The organism is Enterobacter sp. Taxon_8 (assembly GCF_058354585.1).
In genome coordinates, this window is sequence record NZ_CM177989.1 from 754,469 (window position 1) to 772,320 (window position 17,852).

Consider the following 17,852-nt stretch of genomic DNA (forward strand, 5'->3'; position numbering starts at 1 on the left):
AACACGCGCATTTTTGTTTTGCTTTTTAGCCCCCTTCTCGGTATAAAACGCGGCGCGCGGCTCATATAAAATAAGCGCTCGATGAACTCATCGTGTCGCCACTTCCAGCCGGGTTAAGCAGTGAACTTTTAGCTTTGGCTTGGGGTCCGTTTCAGCAGAAGCGGCCGTGGAGGTGATACGAGATAATGAACCATCGTTTTCCGCTAATTCAGCGCAGCCGTTCTGGCGCGCATTTGATTCCCGCAACCCGCATTTTTAGTCTGCAAACCTGCCGATGTTATACCCATCTCGGCGCTTCTCAGGATTCCAGGGCCGGTCGCGCTTTGTGAAAACTGAACAAGGGCGCTCTTGTTAATACAAGAGTTTTCTCGTGGTTTCGCCGAACCTTGTCATACAGAGTTCGGATACGTGTTTTACAATGATATGAATAAGAAACCGGTCGCACGGTCTGGATTTCAGCATACTCTGCTGGGAAACGGAGCCGTTTATGGGTTGTTATCGCCGTATAACGCTGCGATAGTAGTCAACTGTTTTACACTTAATACAAAGAGTTGAGGTTCGCTATGTCTGACGACATGTCTTCTTTTTCGCCTTCGTCAGCGGGCGAACAGGGTGTACTACGTTCTATGCAGGAGGTTGCGATGAGCTCCGAGGAAGCCAGCAAGATGCTGCGCACTTACAATATTGCCTGGTGGGGCAATAACTATTACGACGTCAACGAACTGGGCCACATCAGCGTCTGCCCGGATCCGGACGTCCCTGAAGCGCGCGTGGATCTCGCGAAGCTGGTTAAAGCCCGTGAAGCTCAGGGCCAGCGTTTGCCTGCACTGTTCTGCTTCCCGCAGATCCTGCAACATCGCCTGCGTTCGATTAACGCCGCGTTTAAGCGCGCGCGTGAGTCCTACGGTTATAAAGGTGACTACTTCCTGGTTTACCCGATCAAGGTGAACCAGCACCGCCGCGTAATTGAATCTCTGATCCACTCCGGCGAGCCGCTGGGTCTGGAAGCAGGTTCCAAAGCGGAACTGATGGCGGTTCTGGCGCATGCGGGCATGACCCGTTCAGTGATCGTCTGTAACGGCTATAAAGACCGTGAATACATTCGTCTGGCGCTGATTGGCGAGAAGATGGGCCACAAGGTCTATCTGGTTATCGAAAAGATGACCGAAATCGCCATCGTGCTGGAAGAGGCCGAGCGTCTGAACGTGGTGCCACGCCTTGGCGTGCGTGCGCGTCTGGCGTCACAGGGTTCCGGCAAATGGCAGTCCTCCGGCGGCGAAAAATCCAAGTTCGGCCTGGCGGCAAACCAGGTACTGCAGCTGGTGGAAATCCTGCGCGAGCGCGGTCGTCTGGACAGCATTCAGCTGCTGCACTTCCACCTCGGCTCGCAGATGGCCAACATTCGCGATATTGCGACCGGCGTGCGTGAGTCAGCGCGTTTCTACGTTGAGCTGCATAAGCTTGGCGTAAATATTCAGTGCTTCGACGTGGGCGGCGGCCTGGGCGTGGACTACGAAGGGACCCGCTCGCAGTCTGACTGCTCCGTGAACTACGGCCTGAACGAATATGCGAACAACATCATCTGGGCTATCGGCGATGCCTGTGAAGAGAACGGCCTGCCGCACCCGACGGTGATCACCGAATCCGGTCGCGCGGTCACCGCGCACCATACGGTGCTGGTCTCGAACATCATCGGCGTTGAGCGCAGCGAAACCACCGAAGCGACGCCGCCGGCAGACGATGCGCCGCGTTCCCTGCAGAGCATGTGGGAAACCTGGCAGGAGATGCACGAGCCGGGCACGCGTCGTTCCCTGCGCGAATGGCTGCACGACAGCCAGATGGACCTGCACGATATTCACGTGGGCTATTCTTCAGGCACCTTCAGCCTGCAGGAGCGCGCGTGGGCGGAGCAGCTCTATCTGAACATGTGCCATGAAGTGCAGAAACAGCTCGACCCGAGCAACCGCGCGCACCGTCCGATTATCGACGAGCTGCAGGAGCGTATGGCGGATAAGATTTACGTCAACTTCTCGCTGTTCCAGTCGATGCCGGATGCCTGGGGTATCGATCAGCTGTTCCCGGTTCTGCCGCTGGAAGGGCTGAACCACGCCCCGGAACGTCGCGCGGTGCTGCTGGACATTACCTGCGATTCCGACGGTGCTATCGACCACTACGTTGACGGCGACGGCATCGCAACGACAATGCCAATGCCGGAATACGACCCGGAGAACCCGCCGATGCTGGGCTTCTTTATGGTCGGCGCGTATCAGGAGATCCTCGGCAACATGCATAACCTGTTCGGTGATACCGAAGCGGTGGACGTGTTCGTGTTCCCTGACGGCAGCGTGGAAGTTGAGCTGTCCGATGAAGGGGACACCGTGGCGGACATGCTGGAATACGTTCAGCTCGATCCGAAAACCCTGCTGACACAGTTCCGCGATCAGGTGAAAAACACCGGTCTGGACGACGCGCTCCAGCAGCAGTTCCTGGAAGAGTTTGAAGCGGGTCTGTACGGATATACGTATCTGGAAGACGAATAGTCGTTGATGCCCGGTGGCGCTGCGCTTACCAGGCCTACGAATGTAGGCCGGATAAGGCGAAGCCGCCATCCGGCAGAATGCTATACTCACTTGAACCCGTATGCATTACCGGCGATAATTCGCCCTAATAAGCGATTTACGAATCAATCCCTTCCTCGTCGGGTTTAACGACGCGGAGGGGATTTTTTTTCATCTGTTTTTAATGTATCGACTTTAAAAGAGGTCAGGACATGAGCACTTTAGGTCATCAGTACGATAACTCTCTGGTATCTAACGCGTTTGGTTTTTTACGCCTTCCGATGAACTTCCAGCCGTACGACAGCGACGCTGACTGGGTGATCACCGGCGTGCCGTTCGATATGGCGACATCTGGCCGCGCGGGTGGTCGTCACGGCCCGGCGGCGATCCGTCAGGTTTCCACTAACCTGGCCTGGGAGCACAACCGCTTCCCGTGGAACTTCGACATGCGCGAGCGCCTGAACGTGGTGGACTGCGGTGACCTGGTGTATGCCTTCGGCGACGCGCGTGAGATGAGCGAAAAGCTGCAGGCGCACGCCGAGAAGCTGCTGGCTGCCGGTAAGCGCATGCTCTCCTTCGGCGGCGACCACTTCGTGACCCTGCCGCTGCTGCGCGCCCACGCGAAGCACTTCGGTAAAATGGCGCTGGTACACTTTGATGCGCATACCGACACCTACGCGAACGGCTGTGAGTTTGACCACGGCACCATGTTCTTTACCGCGCCGAACGAAGGTCTGATCGACCCGAACCACTCCGTGCAGATCGGTATTCGCACCGAGTTCGACAAAGATAACGGCTTCACCGTGCTGGATGCGGGTCAGGTTAACGACCGCGGCGTGGATGACATCCTCGCTCAGGTGAAGCAGATTGTGGGTGATATGCCTGTCTATCTGACCTTCGACATCGACTGCCTGGATCCGGCATTTGCTCCCGGTACCGGTACGCCGGTCATCGGCGGTTTGACCTCAGATCGTGCCATCAAGCTGGTGCGCGGCCTGAAGGATCTGAACATTGTCGGGATGGACGTGGTGGAAGTGGCGCCTGCCTATGACCAGTCCGAGATCACTGCGCTGGCCGCAGCGACCCTGGCACTGGAAATGCTCTACATTCAGGCAGCTAAAAAAGGCGAATAAGCCTCGCCTGGCGTGAAAAAAAACCTCTCTATTGAGAGGTTTTTTATTGCCTTTAGAACACGTTAAACGGGTATTCCACGTAAGCGCGGATCTCGTCCCCGCCCACGTTGTACTCGCTGGCATTGCTGGAGACGCGCAGGACGGAGTAGCGCAGTTTAAGCTTCAGATCCTTAGCCGGACCATCCTGCACCTGGTACTGGATCTGGTTAAACCACTCGTGCTCTTTGCCGTTGCTGGTTTCAGAGGTTTTGATGTTATCGCCACGCACGTAGGCGGTGGTCCAGCTCAGGCCCGGTAAGCCAAGGCCGCTAAAGTCCAGACCGTAGGAAGCCTGCCATGAACGTTCATCTTCGCCGTTAAAATCTGACCAGTAGGAGTTCGCCAGCCAGATGGTGTTACCACCGTCACCCACGCCGCCCTTGTCACGATAGCCGCCGTAGTTGTAGCCGGTGCTGCCGCTGCTCTGCTGGTACGCTACTTTGAACGTGTGAATATCCCAGATGTAGCTCGCCGCCAGGCTCCAGATAGCGTTGCTGCGGCCCGTATCGAGGCTGTCCGCGTAACCCTGGTCGAGACGGGAGTTATAGCCGTTGAAGTCGAGCACCAGCTGCTGTCCGGTGCTGAACGGCTGCTTGAAGTTCAGGCCCAGGTACTGCTTGTTCATCACCTCTTCATTATGAGAGGCGTAAAGCGCGCCGCTGAACTGGTCGTTAAACTGGTAGCTCGCGCCGCCGAAGGAGAGGCTCTTCAGTCCGCTGTCGTGGCGATCGTCACTTTTACGCTGCTCGTCGGTGAAATAACCGGCGTTGATTTCCAGACCGTCGATCTCTTTTGAGGTCAGCATAGCGCCGGTGTAGCTTTCAAACAGCAGGCGAGAGCTGTCGGCATTGACGATAGGCAATTCAGGACGCTGATTCCCGTAGCTCAGTACGGTATTCGAGATGCGCATTTTGGCGGTTGCGCCAAACTTTGCCAGATCGGATTTTGCCCGGCCGTCGTCTTCCTGCTTAAAGAAGTCGATGCCGCCTGCGCCGCTTTTGCCGCGACCGCCGTCCAGGCGCACGCCGTATTGAGCAATACCGTCCACACCAAAGCCCACCAGCCCTTCGGTATAGCCGGATGCAAACGTGGCGATGATCCCCTGACCCCATTCGGCTTTGTCCTGCTGGCCCTGATGGTAGTCGCGGCTGATATACGCATTGCGGAAAAACAGGTCCAGACGGCTGTCGTCAATAAAACCCTGGCTGTCGGATTGCTGGCTTGCAGCGGCAGGTAATGCGGCAAATAAGCTTAAAGCAACTAATGATAATTCTTTTTTCACGGAGGGAACGTCTCTGTCTGGATATATTAATTTGAATAACTGCGGAGGTGATAATTACCGGAAAAAGTGACCTTTGCAATAATTATGTGACCAGACATTTCAATGTCATAGGGCAGATTTGGCGGGGCTTTCAGGGGTGTTATCGATACGTGCTGTTAAGTTAACAATTCATGCGAAATAAAAAGGAGGCAAAACTGCCTCCTTCTGAAATTATTTAATTCCGTCTGCGGCCATACGGTCGCGAATATGCTGTGCGCGTTCTTCTGAGGCCGGGTGATCGTCAAACATGGAGCTTTGACGTCCGGCTTCCAGCTTGGCCAGTTTTTCGAAGCTGGTGGCTAAGCCTGATGGATTAATGCCGCGTTTGCGCAACAGATCGTAGGAGTAGTCATCCGCCTCGGACTCCTGACGCTGTGAGAACTGAGAGTTAACCAGCTTTTCACCCACGTCCCCAAGCTGTGACTGCGACAGGCTGCCAACGATACCGCCTGCAGAGGCCGCCGCTGCGCGGATGGCATTGGTGCCCAGGGCAACCTGCATCCCTTTCTTCACGTGGCCCAGGGCAACGTGGCCCATTTCATGGCCGATAACCGCTTCCACTTCATTGTCGGTCATCATGTCCATCAGTCCGCTGTAGACGCGGATACAGCCGTTCGCCATCGCGAAGGCGTTGACGTCTTTCGCCATGTACACCTTGTAGTTCACCGGCTGGCCGTTGATGTTATCGCCCAGCGCGGAAGCAATCTTATTCAGACGCTGCGTGTAGGTACTGTTGGCCGGCGCAAGCGTGGCTTTTCCGTCCATATCTTTACAGGCCTGGTCGCTCAGCGCTTTCACCTGCGCATCGCTCAGGGAATAGGCCTGAAAGGCCTCTGCCCCTGACGTCATCAGACCGTTAGAATCCATATTCTGACAGCCGCTCAGCAGGAGCGTTGTACCCAGGGCCAGCACTATTGCACGCATTTTCATGAGGTTGCTTCCGTACTCGTTAATCTGAATAAAATCCGAAAAGGTCACCGTCAGCGAAGCCGGTGTCGGGCTAAGTATAAGGAATATCTACAGGGCCGGGCGAGTAGATTGCGCAACATGCGAGCATGATCCAGAGATTTCTTAAGCTGCAAAAGAATGGTCCATGTACATGGCATGCCGCTTGGGTTACATTGTTGGCACTTTTTTCCGGCGTAGCCCAAAACGCGCTGTCGTCAAGGGCATGGCCTTTAACAGTCCGATCTGGAGTTAAAATGTCCTCACGTAAAGAGCTTGCTAATGCTATTCGTGCGCTGAGCATGGACGCAGTTCAGAAAGCCAAATCCGGCCACCCAGGGGCCCCTATGGGTATGGCTGATATCGCCGAAGTCCTGTGGCGTGATTTCCTGAACCACAACCCGCAGAACCCGTCATGGGCTGACCGCGACCGCTTCGTGCTGTCCAACGGCCACGGCTCTATGCTGATCTATAGCCTGCTGCACCTCACCGGCTACGATCTGCCTATCGAAGAGCTGAAAAACTTCCGTCAGCTGCACTCCAAAACTCCAGGTCACCCGGAAGTGGGCTACACCGCTGGCGTAGAAACCACCACCGGCCCGCTGGGTCAGGGTATTGCTAACGCCGTGGGTATGGCGATTGCAGAGAAGACCCTGGCGGCGCAGTTCAACCGGCCTGGTCACGACATCGTTGACCACTTCACCTACGCGTTCATGGGCGACGGCTGCATGATGGAAGGCATTTCTCACGAAGTGTGCTCCCTGGCAGGTACCCTGAAGCTGGGTAAACTGGTTGCGTTCTATGACGACAACGGTATCTCCATCGACGGTCACGTTGAAGGCTGGTTCACCGACGACACCGCAGCACGTTTCGAAGCCTACGGCTGGCACGTTGTGCGTGGCGTTGATGGTCACGATGCTGACTCGATTAAACGTGCAGTGGAAGAAGCGCGCGCGGTGACGGACAAGCCGTCCCTGCTGATGTGCAAAACCATCATCGGCTTCGGTTCACCGAACAAAGCGGGTACGCACGACTCCCACGGCGCGCCGCTGGGTGATGCAGAAATCGCACTGACCCGCGAAGCGCTGGGCTGGAAACACCCTGCATTCGAAATCCCATCAGAGATTTACGCTCAGTGGGATGCAAAAGAAGTAGGCCAGGCGAAAGAAGCGGCCTGGAACGAGAAGTTCGCTGCTTACGCGAAAGCCTTCCCACAGGAAGCGGCTGAATTCACCCGTCGTATGAAAGGTGACATGCCGTCTGACTTCGACGCGAAAGCGAACGAGTTTATCGCTAAGCTGCAGGCGAACCCGTCTAAAATCGCGAGCCGTAAAGCGTCTCAGAATGCGATTGAAGCGTTCGGCCCATGGCTGCCAGAATTCCTGGGCGGCTCCGCTGACCTGGCGCCATCTAACCTGACTCTGTGGTCTGGTTCTAAGCCAATCAACGAAGATACTGCCGGTAACTACATCCATTACGGTGTACGTGAATTCGGTATGACCGCGATTGCCAACGGTATCTCCCTGCACGGCGGTTTCCTGCCGTACACCTCTACCTTCCTGATGTTCGTTGAATATGCCCGTAACGCCGTGCGTATGGCGGCGCTGATGAAACAGCGTCAGGTGATGGTCTACACCCACGACTCCATCGGTCTGGGCGAAGACGGCCCAACTCACCAGCCGGTAGAGCAGGTGGCTTCCCTGCGCGTGACCCCGAACATGAGCACATGGCGTCCATGTGACCAGGTTGAATCCGCGGTGGCGTGGAAATACGGCGTTGAGCGTAAGGACGGTCCAACCGCGCTGATCCTCTCCCGTCAGAACCTGGCGCAGCAGGAGCGTACCCCTGAGCAGCTGGCAAACATCGCTCGCGGTGGTTACGTGCTGAAAGATTGCGCGGGCCAGCCTGAGCTGATCTTCATCGCTACCGGTTCTGAAGTTGAGCTGGCTGTTGCCGCATGGGAAAAACTGACTGCCGAAGGCGTGAAGGCGCGCGTGGTCTCCATGCCGTCTACCGATGCGTTTGACAAGCAGGATGCCGCTTACCGTGAATCCGTTCTGCCTAAAGCGGTTTCCGCGCGTGTGGCAGTGGAAGCGGGTATCGCTGATTACTGGTTCAAATACGTGGGCCTGAACGGTGCCATCGTCGGTATGACCACCTTCGGTGAGTCTGCTCCGGCAGAGCAGCTGTTCGAAGAGTTCGGCTTCACCGTTGAGAACGTTGTCGCGAAAGCGAAAGAACTGCTGTAATCGCCGTTTTGCCCGGTGGCGCTACGCTTACCGGGTCTACAAATGGCTCGAAAGTAGGCCGGGTAAGCGCTAGCGCGCCACCCGGCTTTTTTTGCGTCATTATTCCACCTAAAATGTGACGCAAGTCATATAGCTCGCTTATTCATCTGGACAGACATTCCTTTTATTCCCCGATTCGCTTATTCTTGCTGAAGCGTTTCAGTCGATTAAATGTTCGACAATTGACCAATCAATCGCAGTTTGTGACAGCAAGGATTCCCCTTCGGGCGTAGCTGGATTACTCTTTCAGCCACCTCAAACTCAGGGATTGCTTTGCAGGAGATCTATGACCGTACGCGTAGCGATTAATGGCTTCGGTCGCATCGGGCGTAACGTGGTTCGTGCTTTGTATGAATCCGGACGTCGGGCGGAAATAACCGTGGTGGCAATCAATGAACTGGCGGATGCTGCGGGCATGGCGCATTTATTGAAGTATGACACCAGCCACGGACGTTTCGCCTGGGATGTGCGCCAGGAAAGAGATCTGCTTTTTGTGGGTGATGACGCTATTCGTGTTCTGCATGAGAACAGCATTTCCGGGCTACCCTGGCGTGAACTGGGTGTGGATGTCGTGCTTGACTGTACCGGTGTTTATGGCAACCGCGAACACGGCGAAGCGCATCTGGCTGCAGGCGCGAAAAAAGTCCTGTTTTCTCATCCCGGCAGTAATGACCTCGACGCGACAGTCGTGTTTGGCGTCAACCAGCATGAGCTGCAGGCCGAACACCGCATTGTTTCCAACGCCTCCTGTACCACCAACTGCATTATTCCGGTCATCAAACTTTTAGACGATGCGTATGGCATTGAATCCGGCACCGTGACCACGATTCATTCCGCAATGCACGATCAGCAGGTTATCGACGCCTACCATCCGGATTTACGACGCACTCGCGCGGCGAGCCAGTCAATTATTCCGGTAGATACGAAACTGGCGGCAGGGATCACCCGAATTTTTCCGCAGTTTAATGACAGGTTTGAAGCGATTGCCGTGCGTGTTCCGACGATTAACGTTACCGCAATCGACCTTAGCGTGACGGTAAAAAAACCTGTAAAAGCCTGTGAAGTCAACCTGTTGCTGCAAAAAGCGGCACAGGGGGCATTTCATGGTATAGTTGACTATACGGAATTACCGTTGGTCTCAGTAGATTTTAACCACGACCCGCACAGCGCCATCGTCGATGGTACGCAAACGAGAGTCAGTGGGGCACACCTTATCAAGACGCTGGTCTGGTGTGATAACGAATGGGGCTTTGCTAACCGAATGCTCGACACCACGTTAGCAATGGCCGCTCAAGGTTTCAGGTAAGACGCATCGTGCGTCTGCAAAACTTTAAGAATCAACGAGAGGATTCACCATGTCTGTAATTAAGATGACCGATCTGGATCTGGCTGGTAAACGCGTTTTCATCCGTGCCGATCTGAACGTACCGGTTAAAGATGGCAAAGTGACCAGCGACGCGCGTATCCGTGCATCTCTGCCAACCATCGAACTGGCTCTGAAGCAGGGCGCGAAAGTGATGGTCACCTCCCACCTGGGTCGTCCAACTGAAGGCGAGTACAACGAAGAGTTCTCTCTGCTGCCAGTGGTTAATTACCTGAAAGACAAACTGTCCAACCCGGTTCGCCTGGTAAAAGATTACCTGGACGGCGTTGAAGTGGCTGCCGGTGAACTGGTTGTTCTGGAAAACGTTCGCTTCAACAAAGGCGAGAAGAAAGACGACGAAACCCTGTCCAAAAAATACGCTGCACTGTGCGACGTATTCGTGATGGATGCCTTCGGTACTGCTCACCGTGCACAGGCGTCAACCCACGGTATCGGTAAATTCGCAGACGTAGCGTGTGCCGGTCCTCTGCTGGCTGACGAACTGGAAGCGCTGGGTAAAGCACTGAAAGAACCAGCTCGTCCGATGGTGGCTATCGTTGGTGGTTCTAAAGTTTCTACCAAACTGACCGTTCTGGATTCCCTGTCTAAAATCGCTGACCAGCTGATCGTTGGCGGTGGTATCGCGAATACCTTCGTTGCCGCTCAGGGCCACAACGTCGGTAAATCCCTGTACGAAGCAGACCTGGTTGACGAAGCCAAACGCCTGCTGGGTACCTGTGATATCCCGGTTCCAACTGACGTTCGCGTCGCGACCGAGTTCTCCGAAACCGCAACCGCGACCCTGAAATCTGTAAACGACATCAAAGACGAAGAGCAGATTCTGGACCTGGGCGACGTTTCTGCACAGAAACTGGCTGAAATCCTCAAAAACGCAAAAACTATCCTGTGGAACGGTCCTGTTGGCGTGTTCGAATTCCCGAACTTCCGCAAAGGTACTGAAATCGTTGCTAACGCTATCGCAGACAGCGAAGCGTTCTCTATCGCAGGCGGTGGTGACACCCTGGCAGCAATCGACCTGTTCGGTATCGCTGACAAGATCTCCTACATCTCCACTGGCGGCGGTGCATTCCTCGAATTCGTGGAAGGCAAAGTACTGCCAGCAGTAGCAATGCTCGAAGAGCGCGCTAAGAAGTAAGCCATTCAAGGGCAGGGAAACCTGCCCAATTTTCAGCGCGCTTTTAAGAGCTCGCACCTTTTCTAACGGCCGAAGATACAGGACTAAGCAACATGTCTAAAATTTTTGATTTCGTAAAACCTGGCGTTATCACTGGTGATGACGTACAGAAAGTGTTCCAGGTAGCTAAAGAAAACAACTTTGCTCTGCCAGCAGTTAACTGCGTGGGTACCGACTCCATCAACGCCGTACTGGAAACTGCTGCTAAAGTTAAAGCTCCAGTTATCGTTCAGTTCTCTAACGGCGGCGCTGCGTTCATCGCAGGTAAAGGCGTGAAAACTGACATTCCTCAGGGTGCTGCAATCCTGGGCGCTATCTCTGGTGCGCACCACGTTCACCAGATGGCTGAACACTACGGTGTTCCAGTTATCCTGCACACTGACCACTGCGCGAAGAAACTGCTGCCGTGGATCGACGGTCTGCTGGACGCGGGTGAAAAACACTTCGCGGCAACCGGAAAGCCACTGTTCTCTTCTCACATGATCGACCTGTCTGAAGAGTCACTGCACGAAAACATCGAAATCTGCTCTAAGTACCTGGCGCGCATGGCCAAAATGGACATGACCCTGGAAATCGAACTGGGCTGCACCGGCGGTGAAGAAGACGGCGTGGACAACAGCCACATGGACGCTTCTGCCCTGTACACCCAGCCAGAAGACGTTGATTACGCTTACACCGAGCTGAGCAAAATCAGCCCACGCTTCACCATTGCAGCGTCCTTCGGTAACGTACACGGCGTTTACAAACCAGGTAACGTGGTTCTGACCCCAACCATCCTGCGTGATTCTCAGGAATACGTGTCTAAGAAACACAACCTGCCGCACAACAGCCTGAACTTCGTCTTCCACGGCGGTTCAGGTTCTTCTGCTCAGGAAATCAAAGACTCCGTAAGCTACGGCGTTGTGAAAATGAACATCGATACCGATACCCAGTGGGCAACCTGGGACGGTATCCTGCAGTACTACAAAGCGAACGAAGCTTACCTGCAGGGCCAGCTGGGCAACCCGAAAGGCGAAGACCAGCCGAACAAGAAATACTACGATCCACGCGTATGGCTGCGCGCTGCTCAGACGTCCATGGTGACCCGTCTGGAGCAGGCTTTCAAAGAACTGAACGCGATCGACGTTCTGTAATTTGAGCAGCTAACAGCATCAGAAGGCCCGCAAATGCGGGCCTTTTTTTATGCTTTTTCAATACCCTGCCAGACCTGTTTTTGTGATCTGTTTGGCAAACCCGGCGCTTTTTGTTTACCCTTTACGAACCTGCCTGTCTCCATGGGGGATGGATTTTGTGTTTTGGTTTAACAAAAGGAAGAATAAATGGAACAACTCGATGTTGTAGACAGCATCAATAACGCCGGTAACTGGCTGGTACGCAACCAGGCGCTATTGCTGAGCTATGCAGTGAACATCGTCGCGGCGATTGCCATCATCATCGTCGGGATGATCGTGGCGCGTATCGTATCGAACGCGGTTAACCGCGTGATGCTGGCCCGTCACATTGACGCCACGGTGGCTGACTTCCTCTCCGCACTGGTGCGCTACGGCGTCATCGCCTTTACGCTGATTGCGGCGCTGGGCCGTGTGGGCGTGCAGACCGCCTCCGTCATCGCCGTTCTCGGTGCCGCCGGTCTGGCCATTGGTCTGGCGCTGCAGGGCTCGCTTTCAAACCTGGCGGCAGGCGTGCTGCTGGTCACCTTCCGTCCGTTCCGCTCCGGCGAATACGTTGACCTGGGCGGCATTGCCGGAACCGTGCTGCAGGTGCAGATTTTCTCAACCACTATGCGTACCGTTGATGGCCGCATTGTGGTCGTGCCGAACGGGAAAATCATTGCAGGCAACATTATTAACTTCTCCCGTGAACCGGTGCGTCGTAACGAACTGATTATCAGCGTGGCGTATGACTCCGATATCGATCAGGTGAAGTCGCTGATTACTAATATCATTGCTTCAGACGATCGCATTCTGAAAGACAAAGAGCAGACGGTTCGCCTGAACGAACTCGGTGCTTCCTCCATTAACTTTGTGGTGCGCATCTGGAGCAAAAGCAGCGATCTGCAAAACGTGTACTGGGACGTGCTGGAACGCATTAAGCGCGACTTCGATGCCAACGGCATCAGCTTCCCGTACCCGCAGATGGACGTAAACGTCAAAAAAGTCAAAGAAGCAGAATAACTTCTCCCGCAGGCCCGGTAAGCGCAAGCGCCACCGGGCTTTACTTTCATAAGCTCCGCTAATACCCAATTAATATTATCCATTTCCTCTAATGTGATTCGCGCAGTATAGTCAGCCTCCAGAACAACACTGCGAGAAAATCGTCATGCTATCTTATTATTTTCAAGGGCTTGCCTTAGGTGCGGCCATGATCCTTCCGCTCGGCCCGCAAAATGCATTCGTGATGAATCAAGGCATCCGCCGTCATTACCATCTGATGATTGCCCTGCTGTGCGCGGTAAGTGATTTACTGCTGATCTGCGCCGGGATTTTTGGCGGTAGCGCGCTTCTGATGCAGTCTCCGTGGCTGCTGGCGCTGGTTACCTGGGGCGGCGTGGCGTTTCTGCTCTGGTACGGTTTTGGTGCCCTGAAAACGGCGATGAGCAGCAACCTCGAGCTGGCGAGCGCGGAGGTCATGAAGCAGGGCCGCTGGAAGATTATCGTCACCATGCTGGCGGTCACCTGGCTTAATCCGCATGTTTATCTCGACACCTTTGTGGTGCTGGGCAGCCTGGGCGGACAGCTGGACGTTGAGCCAAAGCGCTGGTTTGCGCTCGGTACGATCAGCGCCTCTTTCCTGTGGTTCTTCGGTCTCGCCATTCTGGCGGCATGGCTGGCGCCCCGCCTGCGTACGGCCAAAGCCCAGCGCATCATTAATACCCTGGTCGGCCTGGTGATGTGGTTTATCGCTTTCCAACTGGCGAAAGAGGGGATTCATCATGTCCAGGAATTGTTCAACTAATCCTTGTCTTATGGACAACTGAACAAGACCCGCTAAGCTTGCTGGCATGCGCCCTGTTAATGGGCACTCTTCGCAACATGGAGGAATAACAGTGAAGTTTAAGGTGATGGCCCTGGCGGCATTAGTAAGTTTCGGTGCGGTGTCGGTGCAGGCAAGCGAATTGCCGGATGGCCCGCACATCGTCACGTCAGGCACCGCAAGCGTGGACGCGGTACCCGATGTTGCAACCCTGGCAATTGAGGTGAATGTGGCGGCGAAAGATGCGGCGACGGCTAAGAAGCAGGCTGACGATCGCGTTGCGCAATATCTCTCTTTCCTCGAGCAGAACGGTGTCGGTAAAAAAGATATCAACTCTGCGAACCTGCGTACTCAACCCGATTATGACTATCAGAATGGCAAAAGCATCCTGAAGGGCTACCGCGCCGTGCGTACCGTCGAAGTGACCGTGCGTCAGCTGGATAAGCTTAACTCGCTGCTGGACGGTGCGTTAAAGGCAGGTCTGAACGAAATTCGTTCCGTGTCGCTGGGCGTTGCGCAACCGGAAAAATATAAAGACGAAGCGCGTAAAGCGGCTATTGATGATGCCATTCACCAGGCGGAACAGCTGGCTTCTGGCTTTAAGAGCAAGCTCGGCCCGGTTTATAGCGTGCGTTACCACGTCTCTAACTACCAGCCAAGCCCGATGGTTCGTATGATGAAGGCTGATGCAGCGCCGGTATCCGCTCAGGAAACTTACGAGCAGCCAACCATTCAGTTCGACGATCAGGTAGATGTGGTGTTCCAGCTGGAACCAGTTGCAGCACAGCCGAAACCTGCTCAGTAATCTGTAGGCCGGGTAAGGCGTAGCCTCCACCCGGCTTTTCTTTTTAATCCTGTCTCAACACCTTATGCCCGTATGCCAGCAGCGCGTCGGTGACGTTGCGCATCATACGGCTTTCCGGCGCAAAACGGTGCCAGTAGAGCATCCGGCGCTGATACAGCCCCGGCGTCAGGTCAATCAGCTCACCGCTTTTCAACTCTTTCTCAATCTGCAGGTGTGGGATCATGCAGCAGGTGGTGCCCTGGCGCGCAAGCTGCACGAAGGCTTCAGACGAGTTGACGATATGGCACGGCACGCTGCCAGGCGGCAGATCGAAGTTTTGCTGCAGGAACGCCTGATGCATATCGTCCAGATGGTCGAACGCCACGGCAGGGGCTTTCAGCAGCGCGGCGCGGGTGACGCCGTTGGGGAAGTAGCGCTCGGCAAAGGCTTTTGACCCCACAAACAGGTAGTCCAGTGCGCCCAGCTGATCGACAAGACAGCTTGGCAGCGCCTGAGGCTGAATACTGACGGCCCCAACCACTTCACCGCGACGCAGGCGCTCCTGGGTTCGGGTTTCATCTTCAACCTGTAAGTTCAGGCGGATAGGGGAATCTGCTAATACCGGCGCAAGAGCCGGCAGCAGCCAGGTTGCCAGACTGTCGGCGTTGACCGCCAGAGAGAGCAGCAGCGGCGTAGAGCCCGTTTGTTCGTCACCCAGCCACTCGTCTTCCAGCAGTTCAACCTGGCGCAGCAGGGCGAGGAGTTTTTGCCCTTGCTCGGTTGGACGTGGCGGCACGGTACGCACCAGCAGCGGCTGGCCGAACATGTTTTCAAGCTGTTTTATACGCTGTGATACGGCGGACTGGGTGATGCAAAGCTTTTGCGCCGCGCGCTCAAAACCTCGTTCACGAATAACTGCATCAAGTGCCTGTAGTGTTCTGTAGTCCGGACGTTTCATTGCTCTGGCTGACTCCTTAATTTTGCTTATTCTGCACTATGACACAATTTTCCCTTTGTGGCAGACGAATTCCATTCGACGTGTTCTATAATGCGCCCTGAGTTTTCACACCACAGGCAAAACGATCATGACGCAGGATGAACTGAAAAAAGCAGTAGGGTGGGCCGCTCTCCAGTACGTACAGCCGGGTACCATTGTCGGTGTCGGTACGGGATCAACCGCGGCACACTTTATCGATGCGCTGGGCACGATGAAGGGGCAAATCGAGGGCGCGGTTTCCAGCTCTGATGCTTCCACGGAAAAGCTGAAAAGCCTCGGCATTACCGTTTTCGATCTCAACGAAGTGGATTGTCTGGGGATTTACGTTGACGGCGCGGATGAAATCAACGGCCACATGCAGATGATCAAAGGCGGCGGCGCGGCGCTGACGCGCGAAAAAATCATCGCCTCCGTTGCGGACAAGTTTATCTGCATCGCGGACGCCTCCAAGCAGGTCGACATTCTGGGTAATTTCCCGCTGCCGGTCGAAGTGATCCCAATGGCCCGTAGCGCGGTTGCCCGTCAGCTGGTGAAGCTTGGCGGTCGTCCGGAATACCGTCAGGGTGTAGTCACCGATAACGGTAACGTGATCCTCGACGTTCACGGTCTGGAAATTCTTGACGCGATTGCGCTGGAAAATGCCATCAACGGCATTCCGGGCGTAGTGACCGTAGGGCTATTCGCCAACCGTGGCGCGGATGTGGCGCTGATCGGCACCGCTGACGGCGTGAAAACCATCGTAAAATGATCTGATGGGGGGAGTCCTCCCCCCGCTAAAAAATTTTTGAAAAGCTAAATTCGGTGACTTGTGTCACGTTTTTACGCCTCTTTTGCCGATCCTGCCGCGTTTGTAAATTTCCATAGCATTTTCCTCTGACATTTTGCTCTGTATGACTTTTCTTCAGAGTGCCGACGCAAACGTTCATATTGCTGCAATAGTTTTTTTTGATATGTTGGCTACGGCGGATTCATATCCAGCACAACATCAGTTCAGACAAAAACAGGGTCGGGTAAATGGCAAAGGTATCACTGGAGAAAGACAAGATTAAATTCCTGCTGGTCGAGGGCGTACATCAAAAAGCAATCGATAGCCTTCGTGCGGCAGGTTACACCAACATCGAATTTCACAAAGGCGCGCTCGATACCGAAGAGCTGAAAGCGTCCATCCGTGATGCCCACTTCATTGGCCTGCGATCCCGTACTCACCTGACTGAAGAGGTTATTGCCGCGGCGGAAAAGCTGGTGGCTATCGGCTGCTTCTGCATTGGTACCAACCAGGTTGACCTGAATGCTGCCGCGAAACGCGGTATTCCCGTCTTCAACGCCCCGTTCTCCAACACCCGTTCCGTGGCGGAGCTGGTGATTGGCGAACTGCTGCTTCTGCTGCGCGGCATTCCTGAAGCTAACGCCAAGGCGCACCGCGGCGTGTGGAACAAACTGGCGTCTGGCTCATATGAAGCGCGTGGTAAAAAGCTGGGGATTATCGGCTATGGCCACATCGGTACCCAACTGGGGATTCTGGCGGAATCTCTCGGTATGCATGTCTATTTTTACGATATCGAAAGCAAGCTGCCGCTGGGCAATGCCACCCAGGTTCAACACCTGTCTGACCTGCTGAACATGAGTGACGTGGTGAGCCTGCACGTGCCGGAAAATGCGTCCACCAAAAACATGATGGGCGCGGAAGAGCTGGCGCTGATGAAGCCGGGCTCACTGCTGATTAACGCCGCGCGCGGCACGGTTGTCGATATCCCTGCGCTGTGCGATGCGCTGAAGCGTAAGCACCTGGCGGGCGCCGCCATCGACGTGTTCCCGACGGAGCCTGCGACCAACAGCGATCCGTTTACCTCTCCGCTGTGCGAGTTCGACAACGTGATCCTGACGCCTCACATTGGCGGTTCCACCCAGGAAGCGCAGGAGAACATCGGTCTGGAAGTGGCGGGTAAACTGAGCAAATACTCCGACAACGGTTCTACGCTCTCTGCCGTGAACTTCCCGGAAGTGTCTCTGCCGCTGCACGGTGGTCGTCGTCTGCTGCACATCCACGAAAACCGTCCAGGCGTGCTGACCGCGATCAACCAGATCTTTGCCGAGCAGGGCGTCAACATTGCCGCGCAGTATCTGCAGACGAACTCGCAGATGGGCTACGTGGTTATTGATATCGAAGCGGATGATGATGTGGCCGAAAAAGCGCTGCTGAGCATGAAGGCCATCCCGGGGACGATTCGCGCGCGTCTGCTGTACTGATAGTGCGGT

The 17,852-nt window shown here is 55.0% G+C and carries 16 protein-coding genes; 13 read left to right on the forward strand and 3 right to left on the reverse strand.

The features are described 5' to 3' along the window. Positions 1-185 precede the first annotated feature (185 nt). The 4 genes from AC4IBF_RS03660 (at position 186) to speB (ending at position 3,691) form a co-directional block, all read left to right on the forward strand. A complete protein-coding gene (locus AC4IBF_RS03660; protein ID WP_420314984.1) occupies positions 186-329 on the forward strand; it encodes a hypothetical protein in 144 nt (47 codons plus the stop codon). Between the two features lie 94 nt (positions 330-423). Continuing rightward, positions 424-555 carry an acid stress response protein YqgB gene (gene yqgB / locus AC4IBF_RS03665; protein ID WP_127312443.1) on the forward strand — a complete coding sequence of 44 codons (132 nt, stop codon included), beginning with the start codon at positions 424-426 and terminating at the stop codon, positions 553-555. A gap of 8 nt (positions 556-563) precedes the next feature. Further along, positions 564-2,540: a biosynthetic arginine decarboxylase gene (gene speA / locus AC4IBF_RS03670; protein WP_008499744.1), complete on the forward strand. Its 1,977-nt coding sequence runs from the start codon at positions 564-566 to the stop codon at positions 2,538-2,540. 230 nt (positions 2,541-2,770) lie between these two features. Beyond that, positions 2,771-3,691 carry an agmatinase gene (gene speB, locus AC4IBF_RS03675; protein ID WP_008499737.1) on the forward strand — a complete coding sequence of 307 codons (921 nt, stop codon included), beginning with the start codon at positions 2,771-2,773 and terminating at the stop codon, positions 3,689-3,691. Between the two features lie 52 nt (positions 3,692-3,743). Here speB and AC4IBF_RS03680 read toward each other — a convergent pair whose 3' ends face one another. Then, positions 3,744-5,012 carry an OprD family outer membrane porin gene (locus AC4IBF_RS03680; protein ID WP_143345515.1) on the reverse strand — a complete coding sequence of 423 codons (1,269 nt, stop codon included), beginning with the start codon at positions 5,010-5,012 and terminating at the stop codon, positions 3,744-3,746. A gap of 210 nt (positions 5,013-5,222) precedes the next feature. Further along, entirely contained in the window at positions 5,223-5,981 is a 759-nt protein-coding gene (gene loiP / locus AC4IBF_RS03685) for a metalloprotease LoiP (protein ID WP_021242066.1), read from the reverse strand. 272 nt (positions 5,982-6,253) lie between these two features. On the opposite strand from loiP, the gene tkt reads away from it, so the two are divergent. The 7 genes from tkt to AC4IBF_RS03720 all read left to right on the forward strand — a co-directional run bounded on the left by tkt (position 6,254) and on the right by AC4IBF_RS03720 (position 14,620). Further along, on the forward strand, positions 6,254-8,245 hold the full coding sequence (gene tkt, locus AC4IBF_RS03690; RefSeq protein WP_111963218.1) for a transketolase: 1,992 nt from the start codon (positions 6,254-6,256) through the stop codon (positions 8,243-8,245). 325 nt (positions 8,246-8,570) lie between these two features. Next, entirely contained in the window at positions 8,571-9,590 is a 1,020-nt protein-coding gene (epd, locus tag AC4IBF_RS03695) for an erythrose-4-phosphate dehydrogenase (protein ID WP_115876238.1), read from the forward strand. Between the two features lie 49 nt (positions 9,591-9,639). Then, a complete protein-coding gene (gene pgk / locus AC4IBF_RS03700) occupies positions 9,640-10,803 on the forward strand; it encodes a phosphoglycerate kinase (protein WP_023309116.1) in 1,164 nt (387 codons plus the stop codon). 92 nt (positions 10,804-10,895) lie between these two features. Continuing rightward, positions 10,896-11,975 carry a class II fructose-bisphosphate aldolase gene (gene fbaA / locus AC4IBF_RS03705; RefSeq protein WP_008499731.1) on the forward strand — a complete coding sequence of 360 codons (1,080 nt, stop codon included), beginning with the start codon at positions 10,896-10,898 and terminating at the stop codon, positions 11,973-11,975. Positions 11,976-12,161: 186 nt separating this feature from the next. Continuing rightward, complete coding sequence (locus AC4IBF_RS03710) at positions 12,162-13,016, forward strand: small-conductance mechanosensitive channel MscS (RefSeq protein WP_111963216.1); 855 nt, start codon at positions 12,162-12,164, stop codon at positions 13,014-13,016. 145 nt (positions 13,017-13,161) lie between these two features. Beyond that, positions 13,162-13,797, forward strand: a complete 636-nt coding sequence (gene argO, locus AC4IBF_RS03715; RefSeq protein WP_133295118.1) for an arginine exporter ArgO — start codon at positions 13,162-13,164, stop codon at positions 13,795-13,797. A gap of 91 nt (positions 13,798-13,888) precedes the next feature. Continuing rightward, a complete protein-coding gene (locus AC4IBF_RS03720) occupies positions 13,889-14,620 on the forward strand; it encodes an oxidative stress defense protein (protein WP_008499728.1) in 732 nt (243 codons plus the stop codon). A 43-nt stretch (positions 14,621-14,663) separates the two neighbouring features. Here the strand turns inward: AC4IBF_RS03720 and argP are convergent, their stop codons facing one another. Next, entirely contained in the window at positions 14,664-15,557 is an 894-nt protein-coding gene (gene argP, locus AC4IBF_RS03725) for a DNA-binding transcriptional regulator ArgP (RefSeq protein ID WP_008499727.1), read from the reverse strand. A gap of 127 nt (positions 15,558-15,684) precedes the next feature. Here argP and rpiA point away from each other — a divergent pair, with 127 nt between their 5' ends. Next, entirely contained in the window at positions 15,685-16,344 is a 660-nt protein-coding gene (gene rpiA / locus AC4IBF_RS03730; protein WP_491463158.1) for a ribose-5-phosphate isomerase RpiA, read from the forward strand. A gap of 266 nt (positions 16,345-16,610) precedes the next feature. Next, positions 16,611-17,843, forward strand: a complete 1,233-nt coding sequence (serA, locus tag AC4IBF_RS03735; protein ID WP_127732258.1) for a phosphoglycerate dehydrogenase — start codon at positions 16,611-16,613, stop codon at positions 17,841-17,843. The last annotated feature ends 9 nt before the right edge of the window (positions 17,844-17,852 follow it).

What these genes read in the sequence shown, in the direction of transcription:
- AC4IBF_RS03660 (WP_420314984.1), top strand. Translation starts at nt 186, where the DNA reads ATGAACCATCGTTTTCCGCTAATTCAGCGCAGCCGTTCTGGCGCGCAT.
- yqgB (WP_127312443.1), top strand. Translation starts at nt 424, where the DNA reads ATGAATAAGAAACCGGTCGCACGGTCTGGATTTCAGCATACTCTGCTG.
- speA (WP_008499744.1), top strand. Translation starts at nt 564, where the DNA reads ATGTCTGACGACATGTCTTCTTTTTCGCCTTCGTCAGCGGGCGAACAG.
- speB (WP_008499737.1), top strand. Translation starts at nt 2,771, where the DNA reads ATGAGCACTTTAGGTCATCAGTACGATAACTCTCTGGTATCTAACGCG.
- loiP (WP_021242066.1), bottom strand. Translation starts at nt 5,981, where the DNA reads ATGAAAATGCGTGCAATAGTGCTGGCCCTGGGTACAACGCTCCTGCTG.
- tkt (WP_111963218.1), top strand. Translation starts at nt 6,254, where the DNA reads ATGTCCTCACGTAAAGAGCTTGCTAATGCTATTCGTGCGCTGAGCATG.
- epd (WP_115876238.1), top strand. Translation starts at nt 8,571, where the DNA reads ATGACCGTACGCGTAGCGATTAATGGCTTCGGTCGCATCGGGCGTAAC.
- pgk (WP_023309116.1), top strand. Translation starts at nt 9,640, where the DNA reads ATGTCTGTAATTAAGATGACCGATCTGGATCTGGCTGGTAAACGCGTT.
- fbaA (WP_008499731.1), top strand. Translation starts at nt 10,896, where the DNA reads ATGTCTAAAATTTTTGATTTCGTAAAACCTGGCGTTATCACTGGTGAT.
- AC4IBF_RS03710 (WP_111963216.1), top strand. Translation starts at nt 12,162, where the DNA reads ATGGAACAACTCGATGTTGTAGACAGCATCAATAACGCCGGTAACTGG.
- argO (WP_133295118.1), top strand. Translation starts at nt 13,162, where the DNA reads ATGCTATCTTATTATTTTCAAGGGCTTGCCTTAGGTGCGGCCATGATC.
- argP (WP_008499727.1), bottom strand. Translation starts at nt 15,557, where the DNA reads ATGAAACGTCCGGACTACAGAACACTACAGGCACTTGATGCAGTTATT.
- rpiA (WP_491463158.1), top strand. Translation starts at nt 15,685, where the DNA reads ATGACGCAGGATGAACTGAAAAAAGCAGTAGGGTGGGCCGCTCTCCAG.
- serA (WP_127732258.1), top strand. Translation starts at nt 16,611, where the DNA reads ATGGCAAAGGTATCACTGGAGAAAGACAAGATTAAATTCCTGCTGGTC.